17 protein-coding genes are annotated in these 23,236 nt (G+C 64.9%); 11 read left to right on the top strand and 6 right to left on the bottom strand.

Translation table 11 applies throughout. From position 1 onward, the window contains the following. Window positions 1–7 precede the first annotated feature (7 nt). Window positions 8–592 (bottom strand): CGNR zinc finger domain-containing protein, encoded by a 585-nt coding sequence (locus IFU31_RS02690; protein ID WP_122478533.1) that lies wholly within the window; start codon window positions 590–592, stop codon window positions 8–10. Window positions 593–685: 93 nt separating this feature from the next. On the opposite strand from IFU31_RS02690, the gene IFU31_RS02695 reads away from it, so the two are divergent. Then, a complete protein-coding gene (locus tag IFU31_RS02695) occupies window positions 686–1,621 on the top strand; it encodes an alpha/beta fold hydrolase (RefSeq protein ID WP_192102211.1) in 936 nt (311 codons plus the stop codon). Between the two features lie 94 nt (window positions 1,622–1,715). Next, complete coding sequence (locus tag IFU31_RS02700) at window positions 1,716–2,210, top strand: DUF1543 domain-containing protein (RefSeq protein ID WP_192102212.1); 495 nt, start codon at window positions 1,716–1,718, stop codon at window positions 2,208–2,210. Window positions 2,211–2,325: 115 nt separating this feature from the next. Here IFU31_RS02700 and IFU31_RS02705 read toward each other — a convergent pair whose 3' ends face one another. The 4 genes from IFU31_RS02705 to IFU31_RS02720 all read right to left on the bottom strand — a co-directional run bounded on the left by IFU31_RS02705 (window position 2,326) and on the right by IFU31_RS02720 (window position 6,955). Beyond that, a complete protein-coding gene (locus IFU31_RS02705; RefSeq protein ID WP_197979557.1) occupies window positions 2,326–2,643 on the bottom strand; it encodes an isochorismate lyase in 318 nt (105 codons plus the stop codon). A gap of 58 nt (window positions 2,644–2,701) precedes the next feature. Next, window positions 2,702–3,928, bottom strand: a complete 1,227-nt coding sequence (locus IFU31_RS02710; protein WP_192102213.1) for a histidine decarboxylase — start codon at window positions 3,926–3,928, stop codon at window positions 2,702–2,704. 62 nt (window positions 3,929–3,990) lie between these two features. Then, on the bottom strand, window positions 3,991–5,826 hold the full coding sequence (locus IFU31_RS02715; protein ID WP_192102214.1) for a (2,3-dihydroxybenzoyl)adenylate synthase: 1,836 nt from the start codon (window positions 5,824–5,826) through the stop codon (window positions 3,991–3,993). A 28-nt stretch (window positions 5,827–5,854) separates the two neighbouring features. After that, entirely contained in the window at window positions 5,855–6,955 is a 1,101-nt protein-coding gene (locus IFU31_RS02720; RefSeq protein WP_240998816.1) for an isochorismate synthase, read from the bottom strand. Window positions 6,956–7,147: 192 nt separating this feature from the next. Between IFU31_RS02720 and IFU31_RS02725 the strand changes: the two genes are divergently transcribed. Both IFU31_RS02725 and basC read left to right on the top strand, forming a co-directional pair. Further along, complete coding sequence (locus IFU31_RS02725) at window positions 7,148–11,506, top strand: amino acid adenylation domain-containing protein (protein ID WP_192054380.1); 4,359 nt, start codon at window positions 7,148–7,150, stop codon at window positions 11,504–11,506. Window positions 11,507–11,567: 61 nt separating this feature from the next. Then, window positions 11,568–12,887 carry a putative histamine N-monooxygenase gene (gene basC / locus IFU31_RS02730; RefSeq protein ID WP_185793572.1) on the top strand — a complete coding sequence of 440 codons (1,320 nt, stop codon included), beginning with the start codon at window positions 11,568–11,570 and terminating at the stop codon, window positions 12,885–12,887. 118 nt (window positions 12,888–13,005) lie between these two features. Here basC and IFU31_RS02735 read toward each other — a convergent pair whose 3' ends face one another. Further along, the gene (locus IFU31_RS02735) at window positions 13,006–15,174 is read right to left on the bottom strand and encodes a condensation domain-containing protein (protein WP_192102215.1); all 2,169 of its coding nucleotides are present in this window, start codon (window positions 15,172–15,174) and stop codon (window positions 13,006–13,008) included. A gap of 182 nt (window positions 15,175–15,356) precedes the next feature. On the opposite strand from IFU31_RS02735, the gene IFU31_RS02740 reads away from it, so the two are divergent. The 7 genes from IFU31_RS02740 (at window position 15,357) to IFU31_RS02770 (ending at window position 23,208) form a co-directional block, all read left to right on the top strand. After that, window positions 15,357–15,878, top strand: coding sequence for a sigma-70 family RNA polymerase sigma factor (locus tag IFU31_RS02740; RefSeq protein WP_122478551.1), 522 nt, complete (start codon window positions 15,357–15,359; stop codon window positions 15,876–15,878). Window positions 15,879–15,983: 105 nt separating this feature from the next. Then, window positions 15,984–17,786 carry an ABC transporter ATP-binding protein gene (locus IFU31_RS02745; RefSeq protein WP_192057318.1) on the top strand — a complete coding sequence of 601 codons (1,803 nt, stop codon included), beginning with the start codon at window positions 15,984–15,986 and terminating at the stop codon, window positions 17,784–17,786. Further along, window positions 17,780–19,552, top strand: a complete 1,773-nt coding sequence (locus IFU31_RS02750) for an ABC transporter ATP-binding protein (protein ID WP_192102216.1) — start codon at window positions 17,780–17,782, stop codon at window positions 19,550–19,552. Before IFU31_RS02745 ends, IFU31_RS02750 begins: the two co-directional genes overlap by 7 nt. Further along, on the top strand, window positions 19,549–20,493 hold the full coding sequence (locus IFU31_RS02755; protein WP_192102217.1) for an iron chelate uptake ABC transporter family permease subunit: 945 nt from the start codon (window positions 19,549–19,551) through the stop codon (window positions 20,491–20,493). Before IFU31_RS02750 ends, IFU31_RS02755 begins: the two co-directional genes overlap by 4 nt. Further along, complete coding sequence (locus IFU31_RS02760) at window positions 20,490–21,440, top strand: iron chelate uptake ABC transporter family permease subunit (protein ID WP_192102218.1); 951 nt, start codon at window positions 20,490–20,492, stop codon at window positions 21,438–21,440. The genes IFU31_RS02755 and IFU31_RS02760 overlap by 4 nt, the downstream gene beginning before the upstream one ends. Then, window positions 21,437–22,219, top strand: a complete 783-nt coding sequence (locus IFU31_RS02765; RefSeq protein ID WP_192057320.1) for an iron ABC transporter ATP-binding protein — start codon at window positions 21,437–21,439, stop codon at window positions 22,217–22,219. The genes IFU31_RS02760 and IFU31_RS02765 overlap by 4 nt, the downstream gene beginning before the upstream one ends. Next, window positions 22,216–23,208, top strand: coding sequence for a siderophore ABC transporter substrate-binding protein (locus tag IFU31_RS02770; protein WP_122478563.1), 993 nt, complete (start codon window positions 22,216–22,218; stop codon window positions 23,206–23,208). The genes IFU31_RS02765 and IFU31_RS02770 overlap by 4 nt, the downstream gene beginning before the upstream one ends. Window positions 23,209–23,236 lie beyond the last annotated feature (28 nt).

The raw sequence follows: 23,236 nt of genomic DNA on the forward strand, positions 1-23,236 counted from the left end.
AACCAGTCTATTCGGGCTTCTTCCTGGACCTAAACGCCGCCACTTTCATGCGATTGCCACAGGTCGCCATGCTGCACCAGCGGCGTCGATGCGACTTGCTCAGGTCGTGAAAGAACAGCACGCAGTCATGGGCTTCGCATTGCCGAACGAACTCGAATGTGTCCCCCGTGACCAGTCTGGCCAGAGCGTCGGCCACCGGCCACAGCAGGCTTGCCGAACCAGCATCCCTGGGCTGCACCGCGATGCGAAACGCCGGTGCCGCGCCATTCCACTGCAAGCCGCTGACAGGGCGCCCGGCCTCGAGAATCTGGTTGACCACTTCAGGGTCGGCTTCTTCCCCGGTCATCGCGGCGTTCACCAGTCCTTTGGCACACGCGCGCAGCGCAAGGGCCTGGGTCAATAGTCCGCGAGCAGTGTCCGCCTGGTCATGCCGCGCAGGCAGGCCAGCAGCATCGAGCCACTTCAGTACGTCCTCGTCGTCACGCAGGCAATCGTGCTGCTGATCGCCCACGCCGTATTGGGTATTGATGAAATCCAGAGCCAGGTTGTCGGCCACGAACAACGTGTCAGGAGCGATGGCGGTAAGATTCATGACGTTCTGTAACCCATAAAATTAGTTTGACAGGTTACCAGAATGTTCCGTAACCTTCAAACATACCAATCAAGGGTTACATTAGGAGCCGTCATGACCATTTCGAAATCCGCAGCCGCGCTTGCCGCTTCGCTGCTGACCAGCGCCGCGTCGAACGCCCATGCCGACCGCACGGTGCACTACCGTTACGAGCAGGTCGGCGATGTCAACGTGTTCTACCGAGAAGCCGGCGATCCGGGCGCGCCCACGGTGTTGCTGCTGCACGGCTTTGCCGCCTCTTCGTTCATGTTTCGCGACCTGATTCCACAACTGGCCGACCGCTACCATGTGATCGCGCCGGATCTGCCTGCATTCGGCTTCACCGAAGCGCCCGCCCGGGGCGACTACGCCTATACCTTCAACCAACTGGCGCAGACCATCGGCCAGTTCACCGAACAGCTCGAGCTGGACCGCTACGCGTTGATGGTCCACGACTACGGTGCTCCAGTGGGTTGGCGCCTGGCCGTGGCGCACCCCGAGCGCGTGAGTGCGATCATCTCGCAGAACGGCAACGCCTATGAGGAAGGTTTGGGCGCTGGTTGGGCACCCATCCAGACCTACTGGCGCGAGCCTACCCAAGAGCACCGCGATGCCTTGCGGGATTTTCCGACACCGGCTTCGATCAAATGGCAGTACCTGGAAGGGGTCAGCGACCCGAGCGCGGTTTCGCCGGACGGCTACACCCTGGAAGGCCTGCAGATCTCGCGGCCCGGCAATGCCGACATCCAGCTGGACCTGGTGCTGGATTACGCCTCCAACGTGGCGATGTACCCCACCTTTCAGGACTACTTCCGCCAGTACCAGCCGCCCCTGCTGGCCGTGTGGGGCGAGCATGACCCGTTCTTCCTTCCAGCCGGCGCCCAGGCCTGGAAGCGCGACTTGCCCCAGGCGGACATTCGCTTCTACGACACCGGCCACTTCGCCCTGGAAACCCATGGCCGGGAGATCATTCCGGTGATCCGCGAATTCCTCGACAAGAACGTTCGCTGAGGGGCGGTGCCGAATGCCCCATTCAGCGAGACGGCGTTGAGCAATGAGTGGCAGGATGCTGTCGTACCAGCACCCCACTCGAGGACCCCGACCCATGCTCTACGTCGTTCTGCTTGGCGGCAAGCACCCCAAGGCGCGCATCGAAGTGCACGATATCGCCTGCGTCGTCGCCGACTCGCTCGAAGCGACCTATCCGCAGCTGAGGGCAGACTGGTTCGGCAGTCAGAAAGGTTTGCACATCGATGCCTGGATGGCGGTGGACGGTGTCGAACAGTGGAAGGTCGAGTTCAGCCCGCTGGCGCCTGGCGCCGGCATGCCGCGGCTGTATGTGATCAATCTTGGTGGCTACGAGGCGCAGTCGTTCGGCGAAGCACACCACTACCTGCTGGTGGTGGCGCACACGGCGCGCGATGCCAAGAGCAGCGCCCGCCGCCAGTGCCTCGAAGACTGGCGCCAGCCCCACACCGACGCCGTATTGGACGTGGACGATTGCGTGCCGATCGACCAGGTCGGCGGTCGTTACGTGCACCTGGTCGAGGGGCCCCACCAAGGCATTCAACAGCGCAACGAATACATCGTGCTGCCATAGAACATCAGTCGGACCGCAGTGCGCCCTTCGCGTGCAGAGCCCGCTCCCACAGAACATCCAACCCCGCCCCCCTTGTGGGAGCGGGCTCTGCCCGCGAAAAGAACGCCGCGGTGGATCAGGCGTTGGGCGCTCGGGTCGTGCGCCAGTGGGCGATCTGCTGCTGGATGTTCCAGTGGATGATTCGTTCGAACAGTGCCTCGGTGAACGCCGGGTCGAAGCCGGCCAAAGTGGCCCACTCCAGGCGCTGTTCGAGCATGGCAGCAACTCGCTCGGGTGCCGGGATCGATTGCTCGCTGGGTTTGAATTGCGCTGCGGCCTTGACGTACTGCAAACGCTGCACCAGGGCGTCGAAGATCTGCCGGTCGTGCCAGTCGATGCCGCAACGGATGTCTTCCAGGTTGGCACAGTCCTGGGGTGTGGGTGGCTGATTCAAGATGGTCTCCCTCGTTCTTCAGGTGGAATGGGCAACGTGTCACGCCATGAGCCGGTCATCACCGCCCGTCGAGCCTGGCTCCGCCGCCCCAGGACGTGCTGCGTGGCGGCAGTTGGGTGTTCGCGTGCCAGCTTCGCTGCAAGGTGGCGCGCCAGGCCTCCGGACGCGCCTCGGCGATCACCTCGTCGATCAGCGCATCGATGACCCGGGTGTCGCTGTGATGCGGCGTGGTGATCAGGTGCGCGGTATCACCCGAGGTGGCCAGGCCGTACTTGCGGGCAATGCCCGGCGAGGGGCAGGGAAACACCACAGTGATGGAGTTCGGGTTGCGCCACGCGTCGATTCCGCCGGCACGCAACCGATTGACCGCGTATTGGGCGCTCTTCAGGCTGTGCGCGACCCGGCGGCGCCACTGGGCTGGCGAATGGGTGCGCAGCGCCGCCCACATGATCATCGGCGTGTGGCCGTTGCGCGAACCGCTGATGGTCTTGTCGCTCGCCGAAATGTAGTCCACCTCCACCGAGATGCGCTCGACGTTCCTGCGTTTGGCCACGACGATGCCGCAGGGAATCGGCGAGCCGATCATCTTGTGCCCGGATACGCAGATCGAATCGATGCCCGCGGCAAAGGTGAACGGCTGCGGCGTATCCACGAACGGCAGAATCATCCCGCTCAGCGCGGCATCGGCATGCAGGTAGTAGTCACGCCGCGCAATACCTGCCTGTTGCAGGCGCGCCTGGATGATGGCGATGTCGTCGACGGCGCCGCGCATGGTAGTGCCGATGTTGGCAAAGATGATCGGGTGCCTTTCCCCGTCCGCTGCGATCTTCGCCAGCAAGTCGTCATAGTCGATCTCACCATTGGGCAGTGCGTCCACGGCGCGGCATTTGATGCGCAGCAGCTTGACGATCTTGGCCACCGAATAGTGGGTGTCCCGCGAATAGTACAAGGTGCCATCGGGAAACAGCTCCCGTGCCAGGTAGCAACCGAACATGTTGCCCTCGGTGCCGCCGTTGGTGACATAGCCCCAGCTGTCCTCGCGGCGAATGTCGAACAGGTCGGCGAAGTACGCCATGACGTCCTTTTCGAAGTCGAAGGAATTGAGCACGTAGTTGCTGTGCTCACCCCAGTCGCCGCAGTTGTTGATGGAAAAGCGCAGGAAGCGCTCAAGTGCGCTGTAGTCGAAATCGGCATTTTCCGGGTAGCCAATGTTGAAGAACTGATGCTCCAGGCAGTGTCGCCAGAAATCATCGAGTCGGGCGGTGTCGGCAGTAGACAATGTCATCGTGGATCCTTTCTGGAATGACCAGGCAAGCCGCACTGCACCAGCACGGCTCGCCGTTTGAATCAGGCAGCTTTCTGGCGGCTCTCGACCAGTGCCCACCAGTTGGCCAGGGTCGGTTCGGTGGCCAGTTCCTCGAAGCTCACGGCCACGCCGCGCTCCTTGAGCTCGGCCGCCAGGCGCATCACCTGGAGGGAATCCAGCCCGTAGAAAATCAGATTCTCCTGAGGGTCGAGGGCGTCACCGTCCTCGATCAGTTGCAGCAGACGTGTCTGCAGCCAGCTGCGGTTGTCTTCCACCGCCAGCAGCTGGCGCAGCCGCTTCTTGTCGATCTTGCCCACGGCCGTCAACGGCATGCTGGGGATCATGCGGATACGATCGGGCAATTTGTATTCAGCGATGCCCAGCGCCAGCAGGTGACGGCGCAGCGCGGGCGCCTTGAGGGCCGGATCGCGAGTGACCACGAACGCGCAGCTCTTCTCGCCCAAGGCCTGGTCCGGCATCGCCACCAGCCCGGCATGGGTCACGTCCGGGTGCAGCACGATGAGGTTTTCGATCTCTTCGGAAGCGATCTTCTCGCCACCACGATTGACCTGATCCTTGATACGGCCCACCACGCGCAGATCACCGCTGGGCAGGCGCTGCACCAGGTCGCCGGAATAGTAATAGCCCTGTTCGTCGAACGCCTGGGCGTTCTGCTCCGGGCTGTTGTAATAGCCGCAGAAGGTGTACGGACCTCGGGTAGCGAGCATTCCCGGCTGGCCGCTGGGCACCTCGGCGCCCTGCTCGTCGACGATTTTGATTTCATCACCAGGGCTCACCGGACGCCCCTGGGTGGTGAACACCTGCTCGTCGCTGTCGTCCAGGCGGGTGTAGTTGATCAACCCTTCGGCCATGCCAAATACCTGCTGCAACTGGCAGCCCAGCACCGCCGGCACCTGGCGCGCCAACGAGTCGGCGAACACCGCGCCGCCCACCTGCAGGTAGTGCAGCGATTGCAACTGCGCGCGGTGCTGGGGCGCGGCCTGCAACCACAGGGCAACGGCACTGGGCACCAGGGCCACGGTATTGACCGCATGCCGCTGGATAAGGGCGAAGCACGCCAGCGGCTCGGGGTTGTCGGCCATGATCACGCAGCCACCGGCGTGAAACACGCCCAGCGCGCCTGGCGAGCTGAGCAGGAAATTGTGCGCGGCCGGCAGGGCACACAGAAAGCGTGTCTGTGTCGTAAGGGCGCAGACTTCGGCGCAGGCGCGCGCGTTGTAGTGGTAGTCGTTGTGGGTGCGCGGGATCAATTTGGGCGTGCCGGTGCTGCCCCCGGACAACTGGAACAGGGCCACTTCATCGGCGGCTGTGGGCGCGTAGGCCACCTGCTCGGTGGCCGGCGTCTCGAGCCATTGGGCGAGGCTGTGCTGGTTGCGCGAATCGGCCAGAAACAGAGCGACCCGAGGCTGGGCCGTCGCTTGTTCGAACAGGCTTTCATAGCTGTCATCGCGAAACACTTCGTGCTCGCGCGAGGCAATCAACAATTGCGGCGACAGCTGCTTGACGTACGCCCCCAGCTCCAGCTTGCGGTGGCTGAACAACGCGTTGAGCGGCACGATGCCGGCCTTGAACAAGGCAAACAATACAATGTAGAACTCGGCAATGTTGGGCAGCTGGACCAGCGCCGCATCGCCACGGCCCAGGCCGCACGCAGCCAGGCGCGAGGCCAGGTTGGACGAGAGGCGGTCAAGCTCGGCGTAGGTGAAGCTGCGCTCGCCACAGATGATTGCCGGCGCGTCGGGTTGTGCCTGGCAGCGCTCTTCGAGGATGCGCGTCAGTGGCCGGTCGAGCCAGTAGCCAAGGTCGCGGTAGGCCTGGGCACGGTCCTGTGGCCAGCGGGTGAATTCGATAGTCATGGTTTCACTCGTCATGAGGAAGGGCAAATCACGCGTGCAGTCCGCACGCCTGGAGCATGGTGCGCAGCTTGGTCTGGACCTCGGCCCATTCCGCCGCCGGTTGCGAGGCTTCGACGATACCGGCGCCGGCGAACAGCCTGACCCGCGGGCCTGAGACCGTACCGCAGCGAATGGTCACGACCCATTCGCCGTTGCCCTGGGCGTCGCACCAGCCGACCATGCCGGTGAACAGGCCGCGCTCGGTGGGTTCGACGAAACGAATCAGACGCCGCGCCAATTCGGTGGGAAAACCGCACACGGCAGGCGTGGGATGCAGGCGACAGGCCAGTTGCAGGGCCGACACGGAGGCGTCGGCCAAGGTGCCTTCGATGCGCGTCGACAGGTGCCAGAGGGTCGGGGTGCTGATCAGCGAAGGCCGCGGCGGTACGTCCAGCCGGGTGCACAGCTCGCTGACCCGCGCGGCGATGTCTGCGGTGACGAAGCCATGCTCGTAGTGGTCCTTGTCCGATTCGGACAACCACTGGGCATTGCGTCGATCGGCGTCGGCATCGGTCATGCGCTTGGCCGAACCGGCCAGCGGATTGGAAACGAACGAGGCGCCGTGCTTGCGCACCAGCAACTCGGGGCTCACGCCCAGCAAGGTGCCGCCGTCGGCCATGGGCACGCGAAAGTGATAGCCGCTGGGGTTCTGCACCCGCAGGTTATGGGCCAGGGCGTTCACGTCGATGGCCTGGCTGAACACCAGTTCGCGCTGCACCGACAGCACCGCCTTGCGCACGTCGCTGTAGCCGAAGTTGGCCACGGCGTGCTCGACCGAGCGCATGAACGCGTGCTGGTCGGGCAGGTTGCGCTGCTCCAGCAACGACGGCATGGGGCTCGGCGTACCCGCCCCGCCCGGCTCCAAGTCGTGCCACTGCGCCTGCTCCGGAACGTAGAGGCACGACGCTTCGGACGGGTCGAAGGGAATCGCACCGACCACCATCGGCACGGCCTGCCCGGCCTTTCGCGCCTGCTCGAAAGCGCGCTGGATGGCTTGCTGGAAGCGACCCTGCGCGTCCTGCCCGCCCACCGCCGGAGTCTCGATGCGCTGTGCCAGCCCGCGGGCACGCAACTCGCGCTGACCCGACATGAACGAAAAATTGTCATCTTGCACAACGTGTTGCACGTCTTGCGGCGCAGTCGCCCTGACTATGGCTGATCTCATCTGAGGTGTCGCCTCCCTGCCCTGGAATGTAAGTTTTAATTGCGAATGTTAATGATTATTGTTTCTAATGGTGACGACATAAACGGAACGTTGTCAATCATGTGAGACGAGTGAGCCATGCGAGAGTTAACTTCGATGCAAGCCGCCTGCTGGATCGGGCGTACTGCTCATGCGGCCTTGGGGAGCGTGTCAGCTCACCTGTACGCCGAGTTCGATGGCGCTGGAATCGACCTCGAACGCCTGCGCTCGGCGCTGCAAGATGCCTGTAGCCGTCACCCCATGCTGCGCCTGCGGGTCAGCCCCGAGGGCTTGCAACACACCCCGCCAACGGCGCGCGGGCCGGCGCTTGAAGTCGACGACTTGAGCGATCTGCCGGCCGTGCAATTGCAACAGGCGCTACAGCGCAAACGCGAAGCCTGGACCCATCAGCAGCTGGATCTGGTAGACGTCGGCGGGCTGCGCGTGGGCGTCAGCCTGCTGCCCGAGAATCGCTTCCGCCTGCACGTCGACAGCGACATGATCGCTATCGACCCGTCCAGTTTTCCCACGCTGATGGAAGACCTGGCCGTCGGTTACGAAGCACCCGAGCAGCCGGCTTCGACGCCGCCGACGTTTTTCCAGTGGCTGGACACCTTGCGGGCAGACCCTGCGGTGAAGGCTGCCCGCGACCGCGATCGCCACTGGTGGCGCCAGCGCCTGGACCACATCGCGCCCGCCCCAACCCTGCCCCTGCTCGAATCAAGCGCAGCGCAGCCGCACAGCCAGCGCCTGCATACCTGGCTCGACGCCGGGCACTACCAAGCCCTGCAGAAGCTGGCGCGGGAGCGCCGACTGACCCTGTCCAGCCTGATGCTGGGGCTGTTCGCGTCGGTGCTGGGCGAGCGCACCGGCGATCCACGCTTTCGCCTCAATGTCCCCAGCTTCTGGCGCGCGCCGGTGCAGCCCCAGGTGCAGGGCATCATCGGCGAATTCGCCAACGTGCTGATCGTCGACGTGGAGATGGCCGACGCCAGCAGTCCCGCGACTCTGTGCCGACAGCTGGGTGACAGCCTGATCCAGGCCCTGGAGCACTGCGCCTATTCCGGCGTCGACCTGATGCGCGACCTGTCGCGGCATACGGGCTCGGCGCAACTGGCGCCGGTGGTCTTCACCGCTGCGTTGGAGCGCAGCAAGGGCGAGCTGTTCTCCGAACGTGTGCGGCGGGCGTTCGGCCCGATGAACTGGGTGATCTCCCAAGGTCCGCAGGTGGCCCTGGACGTTCAGGTCGCTCACATCGACGAAGGGCTTTCGATCAACTGGGATATCCGTGTCGATGCCCTGCCGCTGGCCTGGGTGTCCCCTCTGTTCGAGCGCTTCGTCGCGCGGGTGCAAGCGGTTGCCGCCGATCCGACCCGCCTGGATCAACCCCTGTCGTCGCCGCCGGCCCGACGCCCGTTGAACGCTTTGCAGCAGGCCTACCTGCTGGGGCGCGGCGCGCACATGCCGCTGGGCGGCGTGGCCATGCAGGAATTTCGCGAATACCGCGGGCACATCGACACAGCCGTGCTGCGTGCCCGCCTGGCCGACATGGTCCGGCGCCACCCGAGCCTGCGTACCCACATCGATGCCCAGCGCTGCGTGCAGTACGTCAGCGATGTGGCCGAGCCCCATCTGGATGAAATCGACCTGCGCCACTTGCCCCTGAGCGATGGCCTGCGCGAGGTGGAAGAGCGCCGCGAAGCTTACGCACATGCCGTGTTCGGCCTGCACGCGGCGCCGTGGAACGTCACGCTGTTCGAACTGGCGCAGGACCAGCACGTCGTGTTCGTGCGCATGGACGCCCTGATTGTGGACGGCCACTCCATCGCAGCGTTGCTGGTGGAGTTGTTCACCGGCACGCCCGAGCAGCCCTCGGCAGCAGCGGCCCCGCTGCCAGCACCGGCCGCGAACGAGCAACGCAAGGCAGACATGGCCTACTGGCGCGAGAAGCTTGCGGCGGTCAGCGGGCCGCCCTGCCTGCCGTGGAAACGACCGCTTGCCCAGGCTGGTCCGTCTCGCTACCAACGGCAGAGTCTGCAGGTGCCCCAATCGCGCTTTGCAGCGCTGAGCCGACGGGCCGCACAACAGCGCCTGTTCAAGAATTCCGCACTGATGGCGGTGGTTCTGGAAGTGCTCTCGCACTGGCTCGACGAGGGCGATCTGTGCGTCGCCCTGCCGGTCGCGCCAACCCGCAGCGCCGACCTGGCCAACCACTCGAGCTTTATCGCCATCAACTGGATTGCCGATCGGCGCCCGTTCACCGAACGTGCCAAGGCGCTGCAGGTGGATGTGCTGGAGGGACTGCAGCACCTGGCGTATTCCGGGGTCGACCTGACTCGTTTGCTGTTCGAGCGCCACGGCCCGGGGCCGGTGTTGCCGGTGGTGATCACCAGCGGCCTGTCGTGGCCGGTGACGCCAGCCGACAGCGCCATGGGCCTGCACGGCGGGCTGACCCAGACGCCGCAGGTGGCCATGGACATTCGCCTGTCGACCGACGCCCAAGGCTCGCTGCGGGTCGATATCGACTATGCCCACGAGGTCATGGATTCGGCGCAAGTCAGCGACATTCTGCGCATGCTGGACGACGCCATCAGCCAGATCGCCGCCCACGACAGCTTCACCCTGGAAACGGCGCCGCTGCTCGACACCGCCCACTATCGCCGCAACAGCCCCGAGCGCGATGCCTGCCAGGCACCTTTCCTGGCCCACATCGCCGAGCAGGTTTTCGATGCCGACAACACCCGCACTGCACTCATCTGCGGATCCCGGCGGCTGAGCTACGCCGAACTGGGCAACGGCGTGGCGCGGGTGATCGCCGCCTTGCAGGCCCGAGGCCTCACGCGCGGTCACGTGGTCGCGATCTGTCTGCCCCGCAGCCCGGAGCACACGATGCTGACGCTGGCCTGCGCGCTGACAGGTGTGATCTGGGTGCCCATCGATGCTCAAGCACCCGAGCAACGCCGCCGCTACCTGCTGGACAACTGCCAACCTGATCTGGTCGTACTGGCCGATCTCGAACCCATCGAACAGCCAATGGCCATCATGGCCGAGCTGCTCGCCAAGCACGCGCCCTTCCCCGTGTCGTTGCCCGATTTTTCCCTGAGTGAAGCGCCCGCCTATTATCTGTACACCTCGGGGACCACGGGCCAACCCAAATGCGTGGTGCTGAACAACCGCGCGACCGCCAACGTCATCGGCAGCACGCTGGCGCGGTGGCAAGTCAGCCAGAACGACGTGCTCATGTCAGTGACGCCGCTGCACCACGACATGTCGCTGTTCGACGTCTTCGGCAGCCTCAGCGCCGGAGCCACGCTGGTGCTGCCGGCGGTGAACGAGGACAAGGACGCGGTGCGTTGGAACCAGTTGATCGCCGAGCATCGGGTCAGCCTCTGGTGTTCGGTACCAGCGATCGTGGAAATGCTCCTGGCCGGTCGCGGCGAGCATGACCTGCGCAGCCTGCGCCTGATCGCCCAGGGTGGCGACTACATCAAGCCGGTGGTGATCGCCCAGTTGCGCGAATGCCTGCCGCACGCCCGCCTGATCTCCCTGGGCGGGCCCACCGAAACCACCATCTGGAGCATCTGGCACGAGATCGGCAACGACGACCGCACGCTGATTCCCTACGGCGAGCCGTTGCCGGGCAACCGTTATCTGCTGCTCGATGACCACGGCCGGCATTGCCCGCCGGGCGTTGTGGGGCGTATCCACACCGCGGGCGTGAACCTGGCGCTCGGTTATCTGGAAGGCGGCGAATACACGCAGACCGATTTCATCACGGTCGGCGATGAACAGGGCCACCCGATCAGGGCCTTTCGCAGCGGCGACCGCGGACGCTACCGGAGCGATGGCACCCTGCTCTTCGACAGCCGGGTCAACGGCTATGTGAAAGTGCGCGGCGTGCGCGTCTCGCTGCCCGATGTCGAGAAGGTCCTGAGCAACCATCCTGCGCTGTGCCAGGTGCTGGTAGTGGATTACCAGGACTCCAGCCAGGGCGAAACCAACCTCGGCGTGCTGTACGTGAGCGCTGCCGGCATGCCGCCAGTCAGCGTCGTCCAAGTGCGCAATTACGCCCGCGAACACCTGCAGCCTTCGCACCTGCCAACGCGCCTGCTGGCCGTCAACCAGCTGCCGCTGTCGCAGAACGGCAAGGTCGACCGCCGGCAGGCACGCGCGCTGCTCGCCGTACCGGCCACCGAGTCGTCGCCGGCTGCCGACACGCTGGCGCTGTCCGTGCTGCAGGTCTACCTGAGCGTGTTGGGCCGCCCGGCGCAGCATGCCGACGACGTTACCACCCACTTCATCAGCCTGGGCTTGCGACCACAGCACCTGAAAGCCATTGCGGCCGGGCTACGCGAGCGTTTCGCAGTGACGTTGTCGCCCGGCCAGCTACTGCAGTGCCGCAATGCCCACGACGTGCAGCGCCTGCTCGCCAAGAGCGCAGCCACGTTGACCGACTGAATCGAATGCGGCGCCCTGCAACGGCGTCGCGCCCACCCGACAATGCTCATGGAGAGACGGGATGACGGATGTAACGACGATAGACATTGCAGGCATAGGCATCGGCCCGTTCAATCTGGGCCTGGCCGCGCTGCTCGATGGCCACCCCGAGGTGAGTCATCTGTTCCTGGAACGCAAGAGCGAGTTTCGCTGGCACGAAGGCCTGCTCCTTCCCGGCACCACCTTGCAGGTGCCCTTTCTGGCGGACCTGGTGACCATGGCCGATCCAACCCACCCTTTGAGCTACCTCAATTACCTGCATCACCACGATCGGCTGCACGCGTTCTATTACTACGACAACTTCCAGGTACCTCGGCTGGAATACGACCACTACTGCCGCTGGGCAGCCCAGCGCCTGGGTGCCTGCCGTTTCGACGAGGAAGTCTGCGAGGTGACCCATGACGCCGACACCCAGCGTTTCCTGATCCAGAGCCAGTCGATCTCGGGGTTCAAGCGTCAATACCGCAGCCGACACCTGGCCGTAGGCATCGGCACCCAGCCCCTGCTGCCCCAGTGGGCACAGGTCAGGAGCACTGCGCCGATCATGCACTCGGCGCAATTCGGCAAACGTCAGGCGGAACTGGCCGAGTGCCGGCAGGTTACCGTCATCGGTTCCGGGCAAAGCGCAGCGGAATGTGTACTGGCACTGTTCAGCGAACTGACGCCGGCGCGGGTCGCGGCAGGCGCCTCGATCCGCTGGATCACGCGCTCGCCGGGCTTTCATCCGATGGAGTACTCAAAGCTGGGCCAGGAATGCTTCACCCCTGCCTATATGGACTACTTCCATAGTCTGGCGCCCGAGCGACGGCGCGAAGTGGTTGCCGGGCAAGGGTTGCTGTACAAGGGCATCAGTTTTTCGACCATCGGCGCCTTGTACGACCTGATCTACGAGCGCTCCATCGGCGGGCGTGACCCAGGGCTGACCTTGCTGTCGAACTGCGAGGTGCAGCGTGTGGAGGATGTTCACGGCGCACTGCGTATCGCCTACCGGCACCGTGAACTGGACCAGACCGGCACGCTCGAAGCGGACGCCATCGTTGCGGCGACCGGTTACCGGCACACCTGGCCGCAGTGGTTCGAACGGCTCAAGGACACACTGCTGGACACCGACAGCTATGGTGACTGCGTGGTGCAGGCGGATTTCACCGCGCGCCGCCGTGACGACGGCGCCGGCAAGATCTTCATCCAGAACGCGGAAATCTTTCAGCACGGCGTCGGCTCACCCGACCTGGGCATCGCCCCGACGCGCAACGCCACCATCGTCAACCAACTGCTGGGGCGCGCCCGCTACCGACTGCCAAAACGCTCGTCGTTCCAGCGCTACGGCATGCATCAGGACTGAACCGCGCCCCGCGCCCCTCCGTAGGAGCGGTCCGTGGCCGCGAAAATCACACCGCGGTCAGCCTGATGCACCGCGGTGAACCCTTCGCGGCCGATGACCGCTCCTACAAGGGACGGCGCTAGACGCTCAACTGCCCCACTGATGCTTTTGCTCCTTCCCTGTCAGTGGACGCGGTCAACACCTGCTCGATTGCGCGGCTGACACGGTCCATCTGCATGGCGCTGTAGCGCGCGGTTTGATAGGTGACGACCAGTCGCAACGAGCGCTGGCCCTCAAACATGTTTTCCATGATTTCGAACTGCATGCCGAACATCGACTGGCTCTTTTCCGGGTCGACCTGCCGGTAGCGGATCGCTTCGCCGTCGGCCCCACGCAGCGCGCCATTCAAGGCGTTGCTGGCGTGAATCTGGATGTAGACGTCGAACAACAGGCCGTCCGCGGGGGTCATGCCCAATGCCTGCTGGATCTGCTCCAGCGGCACGTCGGCGTAGGCCATGGAATCATTGATCAGGCTGCTGACTGCCTCGACCATAGATCCCAGTGCCTGCTGCGCATCGAAGCGCACGCGATGGGCGACCATGGTGGTGAAGTAGCCGACCGTGTTGTAGTAGGCCGGATCGGTGCGTCCGGAAGCCGAGGTACCGATCACCAGTTCCTCGAGGCCGCCGACCTTGTGCAAGGCCAAGGCAATGGCGGTGTACAGCACGCCGAACAGGGAAGCACTGTTGTGCCTGGCAAACCGCTGCAGGCCATCGGTCAGCTCCTGGCTCGGGGTGATCTCGAACCATTGTGCCTGGATGCCGGATTCGCTCGCACGCGCGCCGGCCGCACTGGCTTGGCCAGGCAGCTGCAGGCCGCGCGTGGCATCGCCCAGCATGTCGGTCCAGTAGGCCAGGTGCCGTGGGTCGATGCCGGCGATGCGAGCGCGCGTGGCGTACTCGTGAAAGGCCGGCGCCGGCTCGTGCCAGACCGGCACCCGGTCGGCGGCGCGCGCGGCGTAGGCCTGGCTCAGGTCCTGCATCAGCACGTTGAGCGACCACTCGTCGATGGCCATGTGGTGGACGAGTAGCGAAAGCGTCTGCCCCGCCTGTTGCCCGTCACGCAGGAAGCGCACGCGCATCGGCAGCTCGCGGGACAGGTCGAAAACATGCCCCGCTTCGCTGGCCAGGCTGGCACCCTCGCTGTGCTGGCTGGACCAGAACCAGCGGTACTGGCTCAGCCGCTCCAGGGGTACCTGCCGCTGGTAGGGTTCGCCTTCATCGAAATGAAAGGTCGTGCGCAGGCTGGCATGGCGCTCGACCAGATCGTGGAAGGCGCGCTCGAAAACGGCCTCGTCGACCGGTTCGCGAAACGCCACGGCGAACGGCAGGTTGAAGATCGTGCCGAAATCGAAGGCGGCGTACGCACGCCCGAGCGACGCCTGCGCCGGTGCGAAAGGGGCGGTTCGCACAGGTGTCGACGAGGCCACTGCAGCGGCCAATGCACGCTGTTCGCGGCGACGTGCCCGTTGTGCCAGCGCGCCCGCCGTGGACGCGCTGAAGAAGTCGTTGAAGTCCACCTCCACGCCGTGGCTGTCTGCAAGTTTGCCGATGATTCGCGTCGCCAGCAGGGAATGGCCACCAAATTCGAAGAAGTCGTCTTCCAACGTCATGCTCGGCTCCGCCAGCGTGTTGCGGAACTCGCCGAGGATCAGCGCGCCCATGGCGTCGGCATCGTTCGACACCTGGGGGTCGGCCGATGGCGAAGCCAGCGGTGGGCTGTCGGTGGCCTGGCGCATCAGCCACGGCAGGTGCGGCACGCCCACGGGACGACCGTCGTAGGCATCCAGGACCAGTCGATACAGGTCGTCTTCGCGACAGGTCTGGTCCAGCACCTCATGCAGCACGAACCCGAGGATCACGCCCTGCCCGGTCTGGATCACCAGGGCAGCGAGCGGCGCCTGGGTTTCGGCGTCCCAGGGCGACGCCTGACGGGCCAGCAGCAGGTCGCCTGCCTGCGCCGGAGTATCGACGTGCAGCACGGCGACACAGGCTTGCCAATCCTCGGCCGTGACCTTGCGCAACTCGCCTTCATCGTCGAACAGATAACGGGCATTGAGCGCCGGCAGTGCATCGATGACCGCCCTCAGGGCGGACTCCAGGCGCTGGGTATCGAATGCGCAGCCTAGCGACCAGGCGCAGAAATGCTTGCGGATCTGCTCGGGATACTGCTGCTGGAGCAGCCACGCCTGCTCTTCATGGGGCGTAAGCGGCGTCTGCAATACGTTGTCAGGACGGGTTTCCATCATGGAAATAAGCACCTTGGTTGGCAGGAAAAACAAGGCCGCGGCCGATGCATGAACGCGGCAGGACGGCGAGGAAGAGCGGTGCGTTTGCACTCGCGAAACAAACACCGTATCGTGCAAATGATAATCATACTTATTAGCATTCGTCAAAATCGCAGCGTCGACATGGGGTGGGGAAAGGCATCGTGGACAACGGATCGTTCGCGCTCAGACAACAAGTGGAGCGGCTCTACAAAGATCATCACGGCTGGCTCAGCGGCCTTTTGCGACGCAAGCTGGGCAACTCGACGGACGCCGCGGACCTGGCGCACGACATCTACCTCAACCTCATCCGCAAGGGCGCCGTGCCAGCGCCCGAGCACTGTCGCTGCTACCTCACGCAGATCGCCAAGGGCATGCTCATCGACCTCTACCGTCGTCGCAGCCTGGAAGCCGGGCACCTGGAACGCCTGAGGCACCAGGACGTGCCACTGGGGCCATCGGAAGAGAGTCGCGCCCTGGCGTTCGAAGCACTGACCCAGGTCGACGCCGTCATCAACCAGCAGCCGGCCAAGGCCCGCCAGGCCCTGCTCCTGCATCGCCTGAGCGGAATGGGCCATCGCGAAATCGCCAGTCAGATCAATGTGTCGGTGTCGTCCGTGGAGAAGTACATCGCCAGCGCCATGCGCGCCTGCCAGCCCTTCGCCAGCGATCGCTGCAGCCATTGAGGAATATTCGCCGTCGCTCGTAATACACGGTAAGCACCGTGCATCCACGACCTGTGCCGAGCCTGCACACCTTGCCGAGGGCCCTGCCCTCTTTACGGAGATTCAATGAGCGCCGCACCCGCTACCGACCCCCCTGTCGCCGAAGGCCCGATATCCCAGCTGCTCCGGCCCATTCGTGGCCGCTTGATCGTGGCGGCCATCCTCGCCGGCCTGGGTACCACCCTGACCTTGCTGCCACTGGCCGCAATCGCCTACCTCGCCGGCCTGGCGCTGGACCCTGCCGACGGCGGGGTCTGGGCGCTGGAGTCGACTGCGCACGTGTGGCCCGTCATCGCCGGCAGCCTGGCCTGCCTGATGCTGGGCATGATCCTGCTCTCGCTGGGCGAAATGCTCGCCCATCTGCTCGACAACCAGATCACTTCACACCTGCGCCTGGCCATTACCCGCAGGCTGGGCAAGGTACCGTTGGGCTGGTTCACCGCGCGGGCCTCGGGCGAGGTCAAGCAGGCAATGCAGGATGACGTCGATACCCTGCACAGCCTGACCGCGCACTTCTACACCACGGTCGGTCGCTCGCTGGGGGCGGTGTCGTTCGCCACGGTGTACCTGTTCGCCACGGACTGGCGCATGGCAGTCATCTCGCTGCTGCCCTTTCCGCTGTTTTTCCTGTTCGTTTCCAGGGCAACCCGGGCAAGCAGCGCCAACATGCAGGCGTTCGGCGCCGGGATGGCGCGCATCAACAACGCCGTGGTGGAATTCGTCAACGGCATCACCGTGGTCAAGTCCTTCGGTATCGAGGGCAAGGCCCAGGCCAACTACCGTGAGGCCGTGGACGGCTTCGCGCTGGCGTTCGAGGATTTCGCCCGCCCCCTGGTCAGTGCCATGGCCAATGCCCATGCGCTGATCACCCCGGTGGTGGTGCTCGGCATCGTGCTGGCGTTCGGCACGCTGTTCACCTGGCTGGGCTGGATCGAAGCCATCGACCTGCTGCCCTTCGTCCTGGTGGCGCCCAGCCTGTGCGCGCCCTTGCTGCTGCTCAGCTACATCACCCATGACCTGCACAACGCAACGGGCGCGGCCCTGCGCATTCAGCAATTGCTGGCCACCCCGGAACTGGCCAGCCCAACGGCTGCAGCCATCGACCTGCCGGCACGAACCGAACTGCAGGTGCAGAACCTGAGCTACAGCTACGACGGCGAAACGCCGGCGTTGAGCAACATCGATCTAACCCTCAGGCCCGGCACGGTCACGGCCGTGGTGGGGCCGTCCGGCGCTGGCAAGTCGACCCTGGCGCGCCTGTTGTTGCGCTTCTTCGACCCGGATACCGGGCGCATTACCCTGGGTGGCGTCGACCTGCGCCAGATCGACAGCACGCAGTTGTATCGGCATATCGGCTTCGTACTGCAGGACGTGCGCCTGATCCACGCCAGCCTGCGCGACAACATCGCCCTGGGCCGCGCCTCGGCCAGCCTCGACGAGATCGAGCAGGCAGCGCGCCTGGCCAACGTGCACGAGCGGATCATCGCCCTGCCCCGTGGCTACGATTCGGTGGTGGGCGAAGACGCGCAACTGTCCGGAGGCGAACTGCAGCGAGTCAGCATTGCCCGCGCCATGCTGCTCGACCCGGCCGTGCTGGTCCTCGACGAAGCCACCGCCGCCGCCGACGCCGAGAACGAGGTGCACATCCAGCAGGCCCTTTCACGCTTCGCCCAGGGCCGCACCGTGCTGGTGATCGCCCACCGTCTGGATACGGTGATGCACGCCGACCACATCATCCTGATCGACCACGGCAGCATTCAGGAGCAAGGCACCCACGCGCAATTGCTCGCCACTGGCGGCCGGTACGCCCGGCTGTGGCAAGCGGGCGACTACCCGAACACCGAGCTTGCGGAGCACGGCCCATGCTGAACACTTTCCTGCGGCTGCTGGGCAACGACGCCGACGTGCTCTATCGCTACCTGGGGCTGACCCTGCTGTACGGGCTGCTCAACGGGCTGACCATCGTCGCCGTGATACCCGTGCTCACCGGGTTGCTGGGCCACGACATCACGGCCGCCACGCGCGGGCTGGTCCCGATGCTGGTCGGCGCAGGGTTGTGCTGGGCGCTGCGTCGGGTGGTCGAGAAAACCGGCGTACGCTTCGGCATGGCCGTGCTGCAAACCGGCCGCCATCGCTTGAGCGAGCACGTCGCGCGACTGCCGGTCGGCTGGTTCGACCCAGACAACACCGCTCGTCTGAGCCATGTCTCGACCCAGGGCATGATGGCCTTGGCACAACTGCCCGCCCACGTCCTGACGCCCCTGATCACCAGCGTCATCACCCCGCTGGCAGTAGTGGCCGGGCTGTTCTGGTTGAATCTGCAGATGGCCCTGATCGCCTCGGTGACCCTGCCGCTGTTGCTTGCCGTGTTCACCCTGACGGCCCGGATGGGGCAACGCAGCGACGCCCGATTCCATGCCAGCAGCGCCCGAGCCAGTCGGCGCATGGTGGAGTTCGCCCAGGCCCAGTCGGTCCTGCGCGCATTCAACGGCGAAGACGGTGGCGCACGGTTTGTGCAGCAGGCGATTGCCGGCCAGCAGCAGTCGGCCCGGCGCCTGATTCACGTCTCGGCCATGTCGGTGGTACTCAACAGCTGGGCCGTCCAGGCCAGCTTCGCAGCACTGCTGGCAGCTGCCGGGTGGGCGTTGCACTCGTCTGCCGGCAGCGCGACACCCGCTTCGATGGCAGCGCTGGTGGTGGCGCTGGTGCTGGCCAGTCGGTTCATCGACCCGCTGCTGGAGGTCGCCAGCTACAGCGAAGTGTTGCGCGGCGCGCGCGGACAACTGGCCGTGGTCGATGAGCTGTTCGCCGTGCAGCCGCTGCCGATGCCGATGCCGCAGACAGCGGCGGAGCCTGCCGACAACAGCGTGGCGTTCGACGACGTGAGCTTCGGCTACACCGCCGACCAGGCGCCGATCCTGCAGGGGATCAACCTGCACATCGCGGCGGGAAGCATGACCGCCGTGGTCGGCGCCTCAGGATCGGGCAAGACCACTCTGGTGCGATTGATCGCGCGCTTCTTCGACGTTGGCCAGGGCAGCGTACAGATCGGCGGTGTGGACGTTCGGCAGCTGTCCAGCGCCTGGCTGGCGGCGCAGACCAGTCAGATATTCCAGGACGCCTACCTGTTCCAGGGCAGCATCGCCGCCAACATCGGCGTCGGCAGGGCCGATGCCAGTCGCGAGCAGATCCTGCAGGCTGCCGAGCAGGCCGGCGTGCTGGAGATCGTCGCACGTTTGCCGCACGGGCTCGACACCCAGGTCGGCGAAGGCGGCGCACGGCTTTCCGGCGGCGAGCGCCAGCGCATCGCGATTGCCCGGGCACTGCTCAAGGATGCGCCGATCCTGCTGATCGACGAAGCCACCTCGGCCCTCGATGCCGAAAACCAGGCAGCCATCGCGCGAACCCTGGCCCGGTTGCGCGGCAAGCGCACGCTGGTGGTGATCGCGCACCAGCTGTCGACGGTGGAAATGGCCGACCAGATCGTGGTGCTGGAGAGTGGGCGCATCGCCGAACGGGGCAGCCATGCCCAGCTCAGCCGCCAGGCCGGGCCCTACGCGCGCTTCCTGGCGCAGCGACGCGCCGCCAAGGGTTGGCGGCTGGCCGCGGCAGCGGCGGACGAGGACGCTACGTGAGGGCGGCGAGCTGGCCGGTTGCATTCCTGCTGCTGTGCGGGCTGTCCTTGACGCTGGGGGTCAAGGAGGTGTCCTGGAGCGAGCTGTGGAATTTCTCCGGCGATGCCTGGCTGACCCTCACCGCCAGCCGTCTGCCGCGCCTCGCGGCACTGGTGTTGACCGGTGCCGGGCTGGCCATGTGCGGGGTGATCCTGCAGCAGATCGTGCGCAACCGCTTCGTCGAGCCGGCCACCTGCGGCGGCCTCGATGCAGCCAAGCTGGGAATCCTGATGTCGCTGAGCATAGCCCCGGCCTCGAGCAGCACGGTCAGAATGCTGTTCGCCCTGGGCTTCTGCTTTCTTGCCAGCGTGCTCTTCGTGGCGATCATTCGCCGCATCCAGTTCAAGAGCGTGGTGCTGGTACCCGTGGTCGGCCTGATGTACGGCAGCGTGCTCAGCGCACTCGCCGAATTCCACGCCTATCGCCACAACCTTCTGCAGAGCATGCAGGGCTGGATGCTCGGCGACTTCTCCAAGATCGTGCAGGGCAACTACGAAATCATCTATCTGATCCTGCCGATCGTGCTGCTCACCTACCTGTTCGCCCAGCGCTTCACCATTCTGGGCATGGGCGAAGGCATGGCCAGCAGCCTGGGGGTGAACTACGCCGCCAACGCCGCCGTGGGCCTGATGCTGGTGGCCGTGTGCGTATCGGCGACGGTGATCACCGTGGGGGCGATACCCTTCGTGGGCCTAGTGGTGCCCAACCTGGTGGCGCTCTACCACGGCGAAAACCTGCAGCGCACGCTGCCCATCGTGGCGCTGTGCGGGGCGGCGCTGCTGCTGGTCTGCGACATCATCGGGCGCCTGCTGATCTACCCCTTCGAGGTGCCGATCGGCTTGACCGCAGGCAGCATCGGCGGCGTGGTGTTCCTGATCGTGCTCCTGAGAAAGTACACATGAACCCGAACGCGACCCGCTACGGACTCTGGCTCTCGGTACTGGCATTGGCTGTGGCTTTCGTGCTGCTGGGCTCGGGAATGGATTTCGCCTACGTGATCCCACGACGCCTGATTCGTCTGGCCGCCATGGTCATCGCCGGTGTCTGCATCGGCTACTCCTCGGTGATGTTCCAGACGATCGTCGGCAACCGCATCCTGACTCCGGCGGTCATGGGTTACGAGTCCATCTACCTGCTGTTCCAGGCCCTGTTGATCCTCTGCCTGGGCACGCACAGCCTGGTACTGCTCGGCCGGGGCGGCAACGCGCTGCTGTCGATCGTGCTGATGCTCGGCTATTCGTGGCTGATCCACCATTGGCTGTTCCGCGATGGGCGCAGCAACGTCTACCTGCTGTTGCTGCTGGGGCTGGTGTTGAGCATGGTGATGGCTACCTTCACCCAGTTCATCCAGTTGAAGATCAGTCCAGGCGAGTTCTCGATCCTGCAGGGCTTCAGCTATGCCTCGTTCAACCGGGCTCGGCTGGACCAGGTGATCTACGGCGGCGTGCTGGTCGTCGGCGCATGCCTGCTGGTGCACCGTACCTTGCCGGTACTCGATGTACTGGCGCTGGGCCGCGACCAGGCCGTCTCGCTGGGCGTCGACTACGCACCCAGCGTGCGCCTGCAACTGGCACTGATCGCCGTGCTGGTGGCCGTGTCCACCAGCCTGGTCGGCCCCACCGCCTTCATGGGGGTGATCGTCGCCAACATCAGCTACGCCCTGGCCCGCACCGCGCGCCACCACGCCACCCTGCCGACCGCCTGCGGTGTCGCCATCGGCGTGTTCATCGTTGCCCAGTACCTGGTCGAGCAGCTGTTCAACTACAACACCTCCGTCAGCATTCTCATCAACCTGGTGTGTGGCGTGTACTTCCTCACGCTGATGATCCGCACCCGAGGCAGCCCATGATCGCCCTCAGCCACGTGCACAAATCCTACGGCAGCACCCCGGTGCTGAACGACGTCAGCGTGCGGTTTCCGTCCGGCAAGGTGACCTCGTTGATAGGTCCCAACGGCGCCGGCAAGACTACCCTGCTGATGCTCATTGCCCGCCTGCAGAAGCCGTCGCAGGGCACCTTGACCCTGAACGGCCGCGACAGCGCCCGCATTGCCGTGCGCGATTACGCAAGGCAAGTCGCTACCCTGCGCCAGACCCAATCATTCAGCCTGCGCCTGACGGTCGAAGAGCTGGTCGCCTTCGGTCGCTTCCCCTACAGCCAGGGCAACCTCACCGACGCCGACCACGCGGCAATCGACCAGGCCATCGGTTTTCTGTCCCTGCAGGCACTGCGCAGCTGCTACATCGACGAACTGAGCGGTGGACAACGGCAGCTGGCGTTCCTGGCCATGACCATCGCCCAGCAGACCGACTATCTGCTGCTGGACGAGCCGCTCAACAACCTCGACATGAAACACGCCGTAATGATCATGGGCGCCCTGCGCAGGCTGTGCGACGAACAGGGGCGCACGGTAATCCTGGTCGTGCACGACATCAATTTTGCCGCCAATTATTCCGACCACATCGTTGCCATGAAGAACGGCACCGTGCACAGCCAGGGCCCGGTCGCGCAGGTGGTCAACGAAGCATGCCTGCGCGATCTCTACGAACTGGATTTCGAAATCCTGCGCAGCGAACGCGGGTTCGTCTGCAACTATTTCAACCCCTCGACATCAAGGCAACCGATATGAACACCCCACACCACAAGGTCGCCGGTGGCCTGCTGGCATTGGCCATCAGCACGCTCTACGGCTGCGACCAACCCACGGCCGGGGTCACCCCACCCGCTGCCGTGCAAGCCGCGCCTGCCACCACCGCCTACACGCCGATCACCGTGAAGCATGCCCTGGGTACGACCACTATCGACAAGCTGCCGCAACGTGTCGTGGCCTTCGACATGAGCGAACTGGACAGCCTCGACCAACTCGGCGCGCCGGTAGTGGGCATCGCCAAGGACTACGTCGCCGACTTTCTGCTCAAGTACCGCGATGATCCGAACATCGCCGATGTCGGTACCACCATCGAACCCAACCTCGAGCGCCTGCACGCGCTCAAGCCCGACCTGATCCTGATCTCGCCGTTGCAGGCGCGCAGCTATGACGAGCTCAGCCAGATCGCACCGACGGTCTACGACGACATCGACCTGACCAACAAACAGGGCAATTTCATCGAAACGGCAAAGCGTCACCTGACCCTGCTTGGCCGCATCCTGAACAAACCGGCATTGGCCGAGGAAAAGGTCGCGCTGATGGATGCCAAGGTCGAGCAGACGCGCAAGGTCACCGAGGGGCGTCCCGAGAAAGCGCTGATCGTGCTGCACAACAATGGCGCCTTCACCTCATACGGCGTGAAATCGCGCTACGGCTTCATTTTCGACACTTTGGGCGTGAAGCCCGCCAGCAGCGACATCGAAGCCGGGCTGCACGGCCAGCCGATCTCCAACGAGTTCATTCAGCAGGCCGACCCGGACATCCTCTATGTCATCGACCGCACCGCCGTCATGGAACGACGCCCGGCGCTGAACCTGGACAGCCTGGACAACCCCCTGCTGCGCAAGACCAAGGCATGGACCCAGGGCCGGGTGATCTTCGTCGACGCCCGCACCTGGTACCTGTGCACCGCCAGCGTGACGTGTCTTTCACGCATGGCTGATGAGGTGATGGAGGGCTACGCACACTGATCCGAAGCGGCAAATGTGGCCGCAAGGC

The organism is Pseudomonas sp. CFBP 13602 (assembly GCF_014842725.1).
Taxonomy (GTDB): Bacteria; Pseudomonadota; Gammaproteobacteria; order Pseudomonadales; family Pseudomonadaceae; genus Aquipseudomonas; species Aquipseudomonas baltica.

Excerpts from the sequence above, each read along its gene's own strand:
- IFU31_RS02720 (WP_240998816.1), bottom strand. The coding sequence starts at position 6,955 with ATGTCGGGTCAGCGCGAGTTGCGTGCCCGCGGGCTGGCACAGCGCATC.
- IFU31_RS02745 (WP_192057318.1), top strand. The coding sequence starts at position 15,984 with ATGAGCGCCGCACCCGCTACCGACCCCCCTGTCGCCGAAGGCCCGATA.
- IFU31_RS02690 (WP_122478533.1), bottom strand. The coding sequence starts at position 592 with ATGAATCTTACCGCCATCGCTCCTGACACGTTGTTCGTGGCCGACAAC.
- IFU31_RS02725 (WP_192054380.1), top strand. The coding sequence starts at position 7,148 with ATGCGAGAGTTAACTTCGATGCAAGCCGCCTGCTGGATCGGGCGTACT.
- IFU31_RS02750 (WP_192102216.1), top strand. The coding sequence starts at position 17,780 with ATGCTGAACACTTTCCTGCGGCTGCTGGGCAACGACGCCGACGTGCTC.
- IFU31_RS02715 (WP_192102214.1), bottom strand. The coding sequence starts at position 5,826 with ATGACTATCGAATTCACCCGCTGGCCACAGGACCGTGCCCAGGCCTAC.
- IFU31_RS02710 (WP_192102213.1), bottom strand. The coding sequence starts at position 3,928 with ATGACATTGTCTACTGCCGACACCGCCCGACTCGATGATTTCTGGCGA.
- basC (WP_185793572.1), top strand. The coding sequence starts at position 11,568 with ATGACGGATGTAACGACGATAGACATTGCAGGCATAGGCATCGGCCCG.
- IFU31_RS02760 (WP_192102218.1), top strand. The coding sequence starts at position 20,490 with ATGAACCCGAACGCGACCCGCTACGGACTCTGGCTCTCGGTACTGGCA.
- IFU31_RS02770 (WP_122478563.1), top strand. The coding sequence starts at position 22,216 with ATGAACACCCCACACCACAAGGTCGCCGGTGGCCTGCTGGCATTGGCC.
- IFU31_RS02735 (WP_192102215.1), bottom strand. The coding sequence starts at position 15,174 with ATGATGGAAACCCGTCCTGACAACGTATTGCAGACGCCGCTTACGCCC.
- IFU31_RS02765 (WP_192057320.1), top strand. The coding sequence starts at position 21,437 with ATGATCGCCCTCAGCCACGTGCACAAATCCTACGGCAGCACCCCGGTG.
- IFU31_RS02695 (WP_192102211.1), top strand. The coding sequence starts at position 686 with ATGACCATTTCGAAATCCGCAGCCGCGCTTGCCGCTTCGCTGCTGACC.
- IFU31_RS02700 (WP_192102212.1), top strand. The coding sequence starts at position 1,716 with ATGCTCTACGTCGTTCTGCTTGGCGGCAAGCACCCCAAGGCGCGCATC.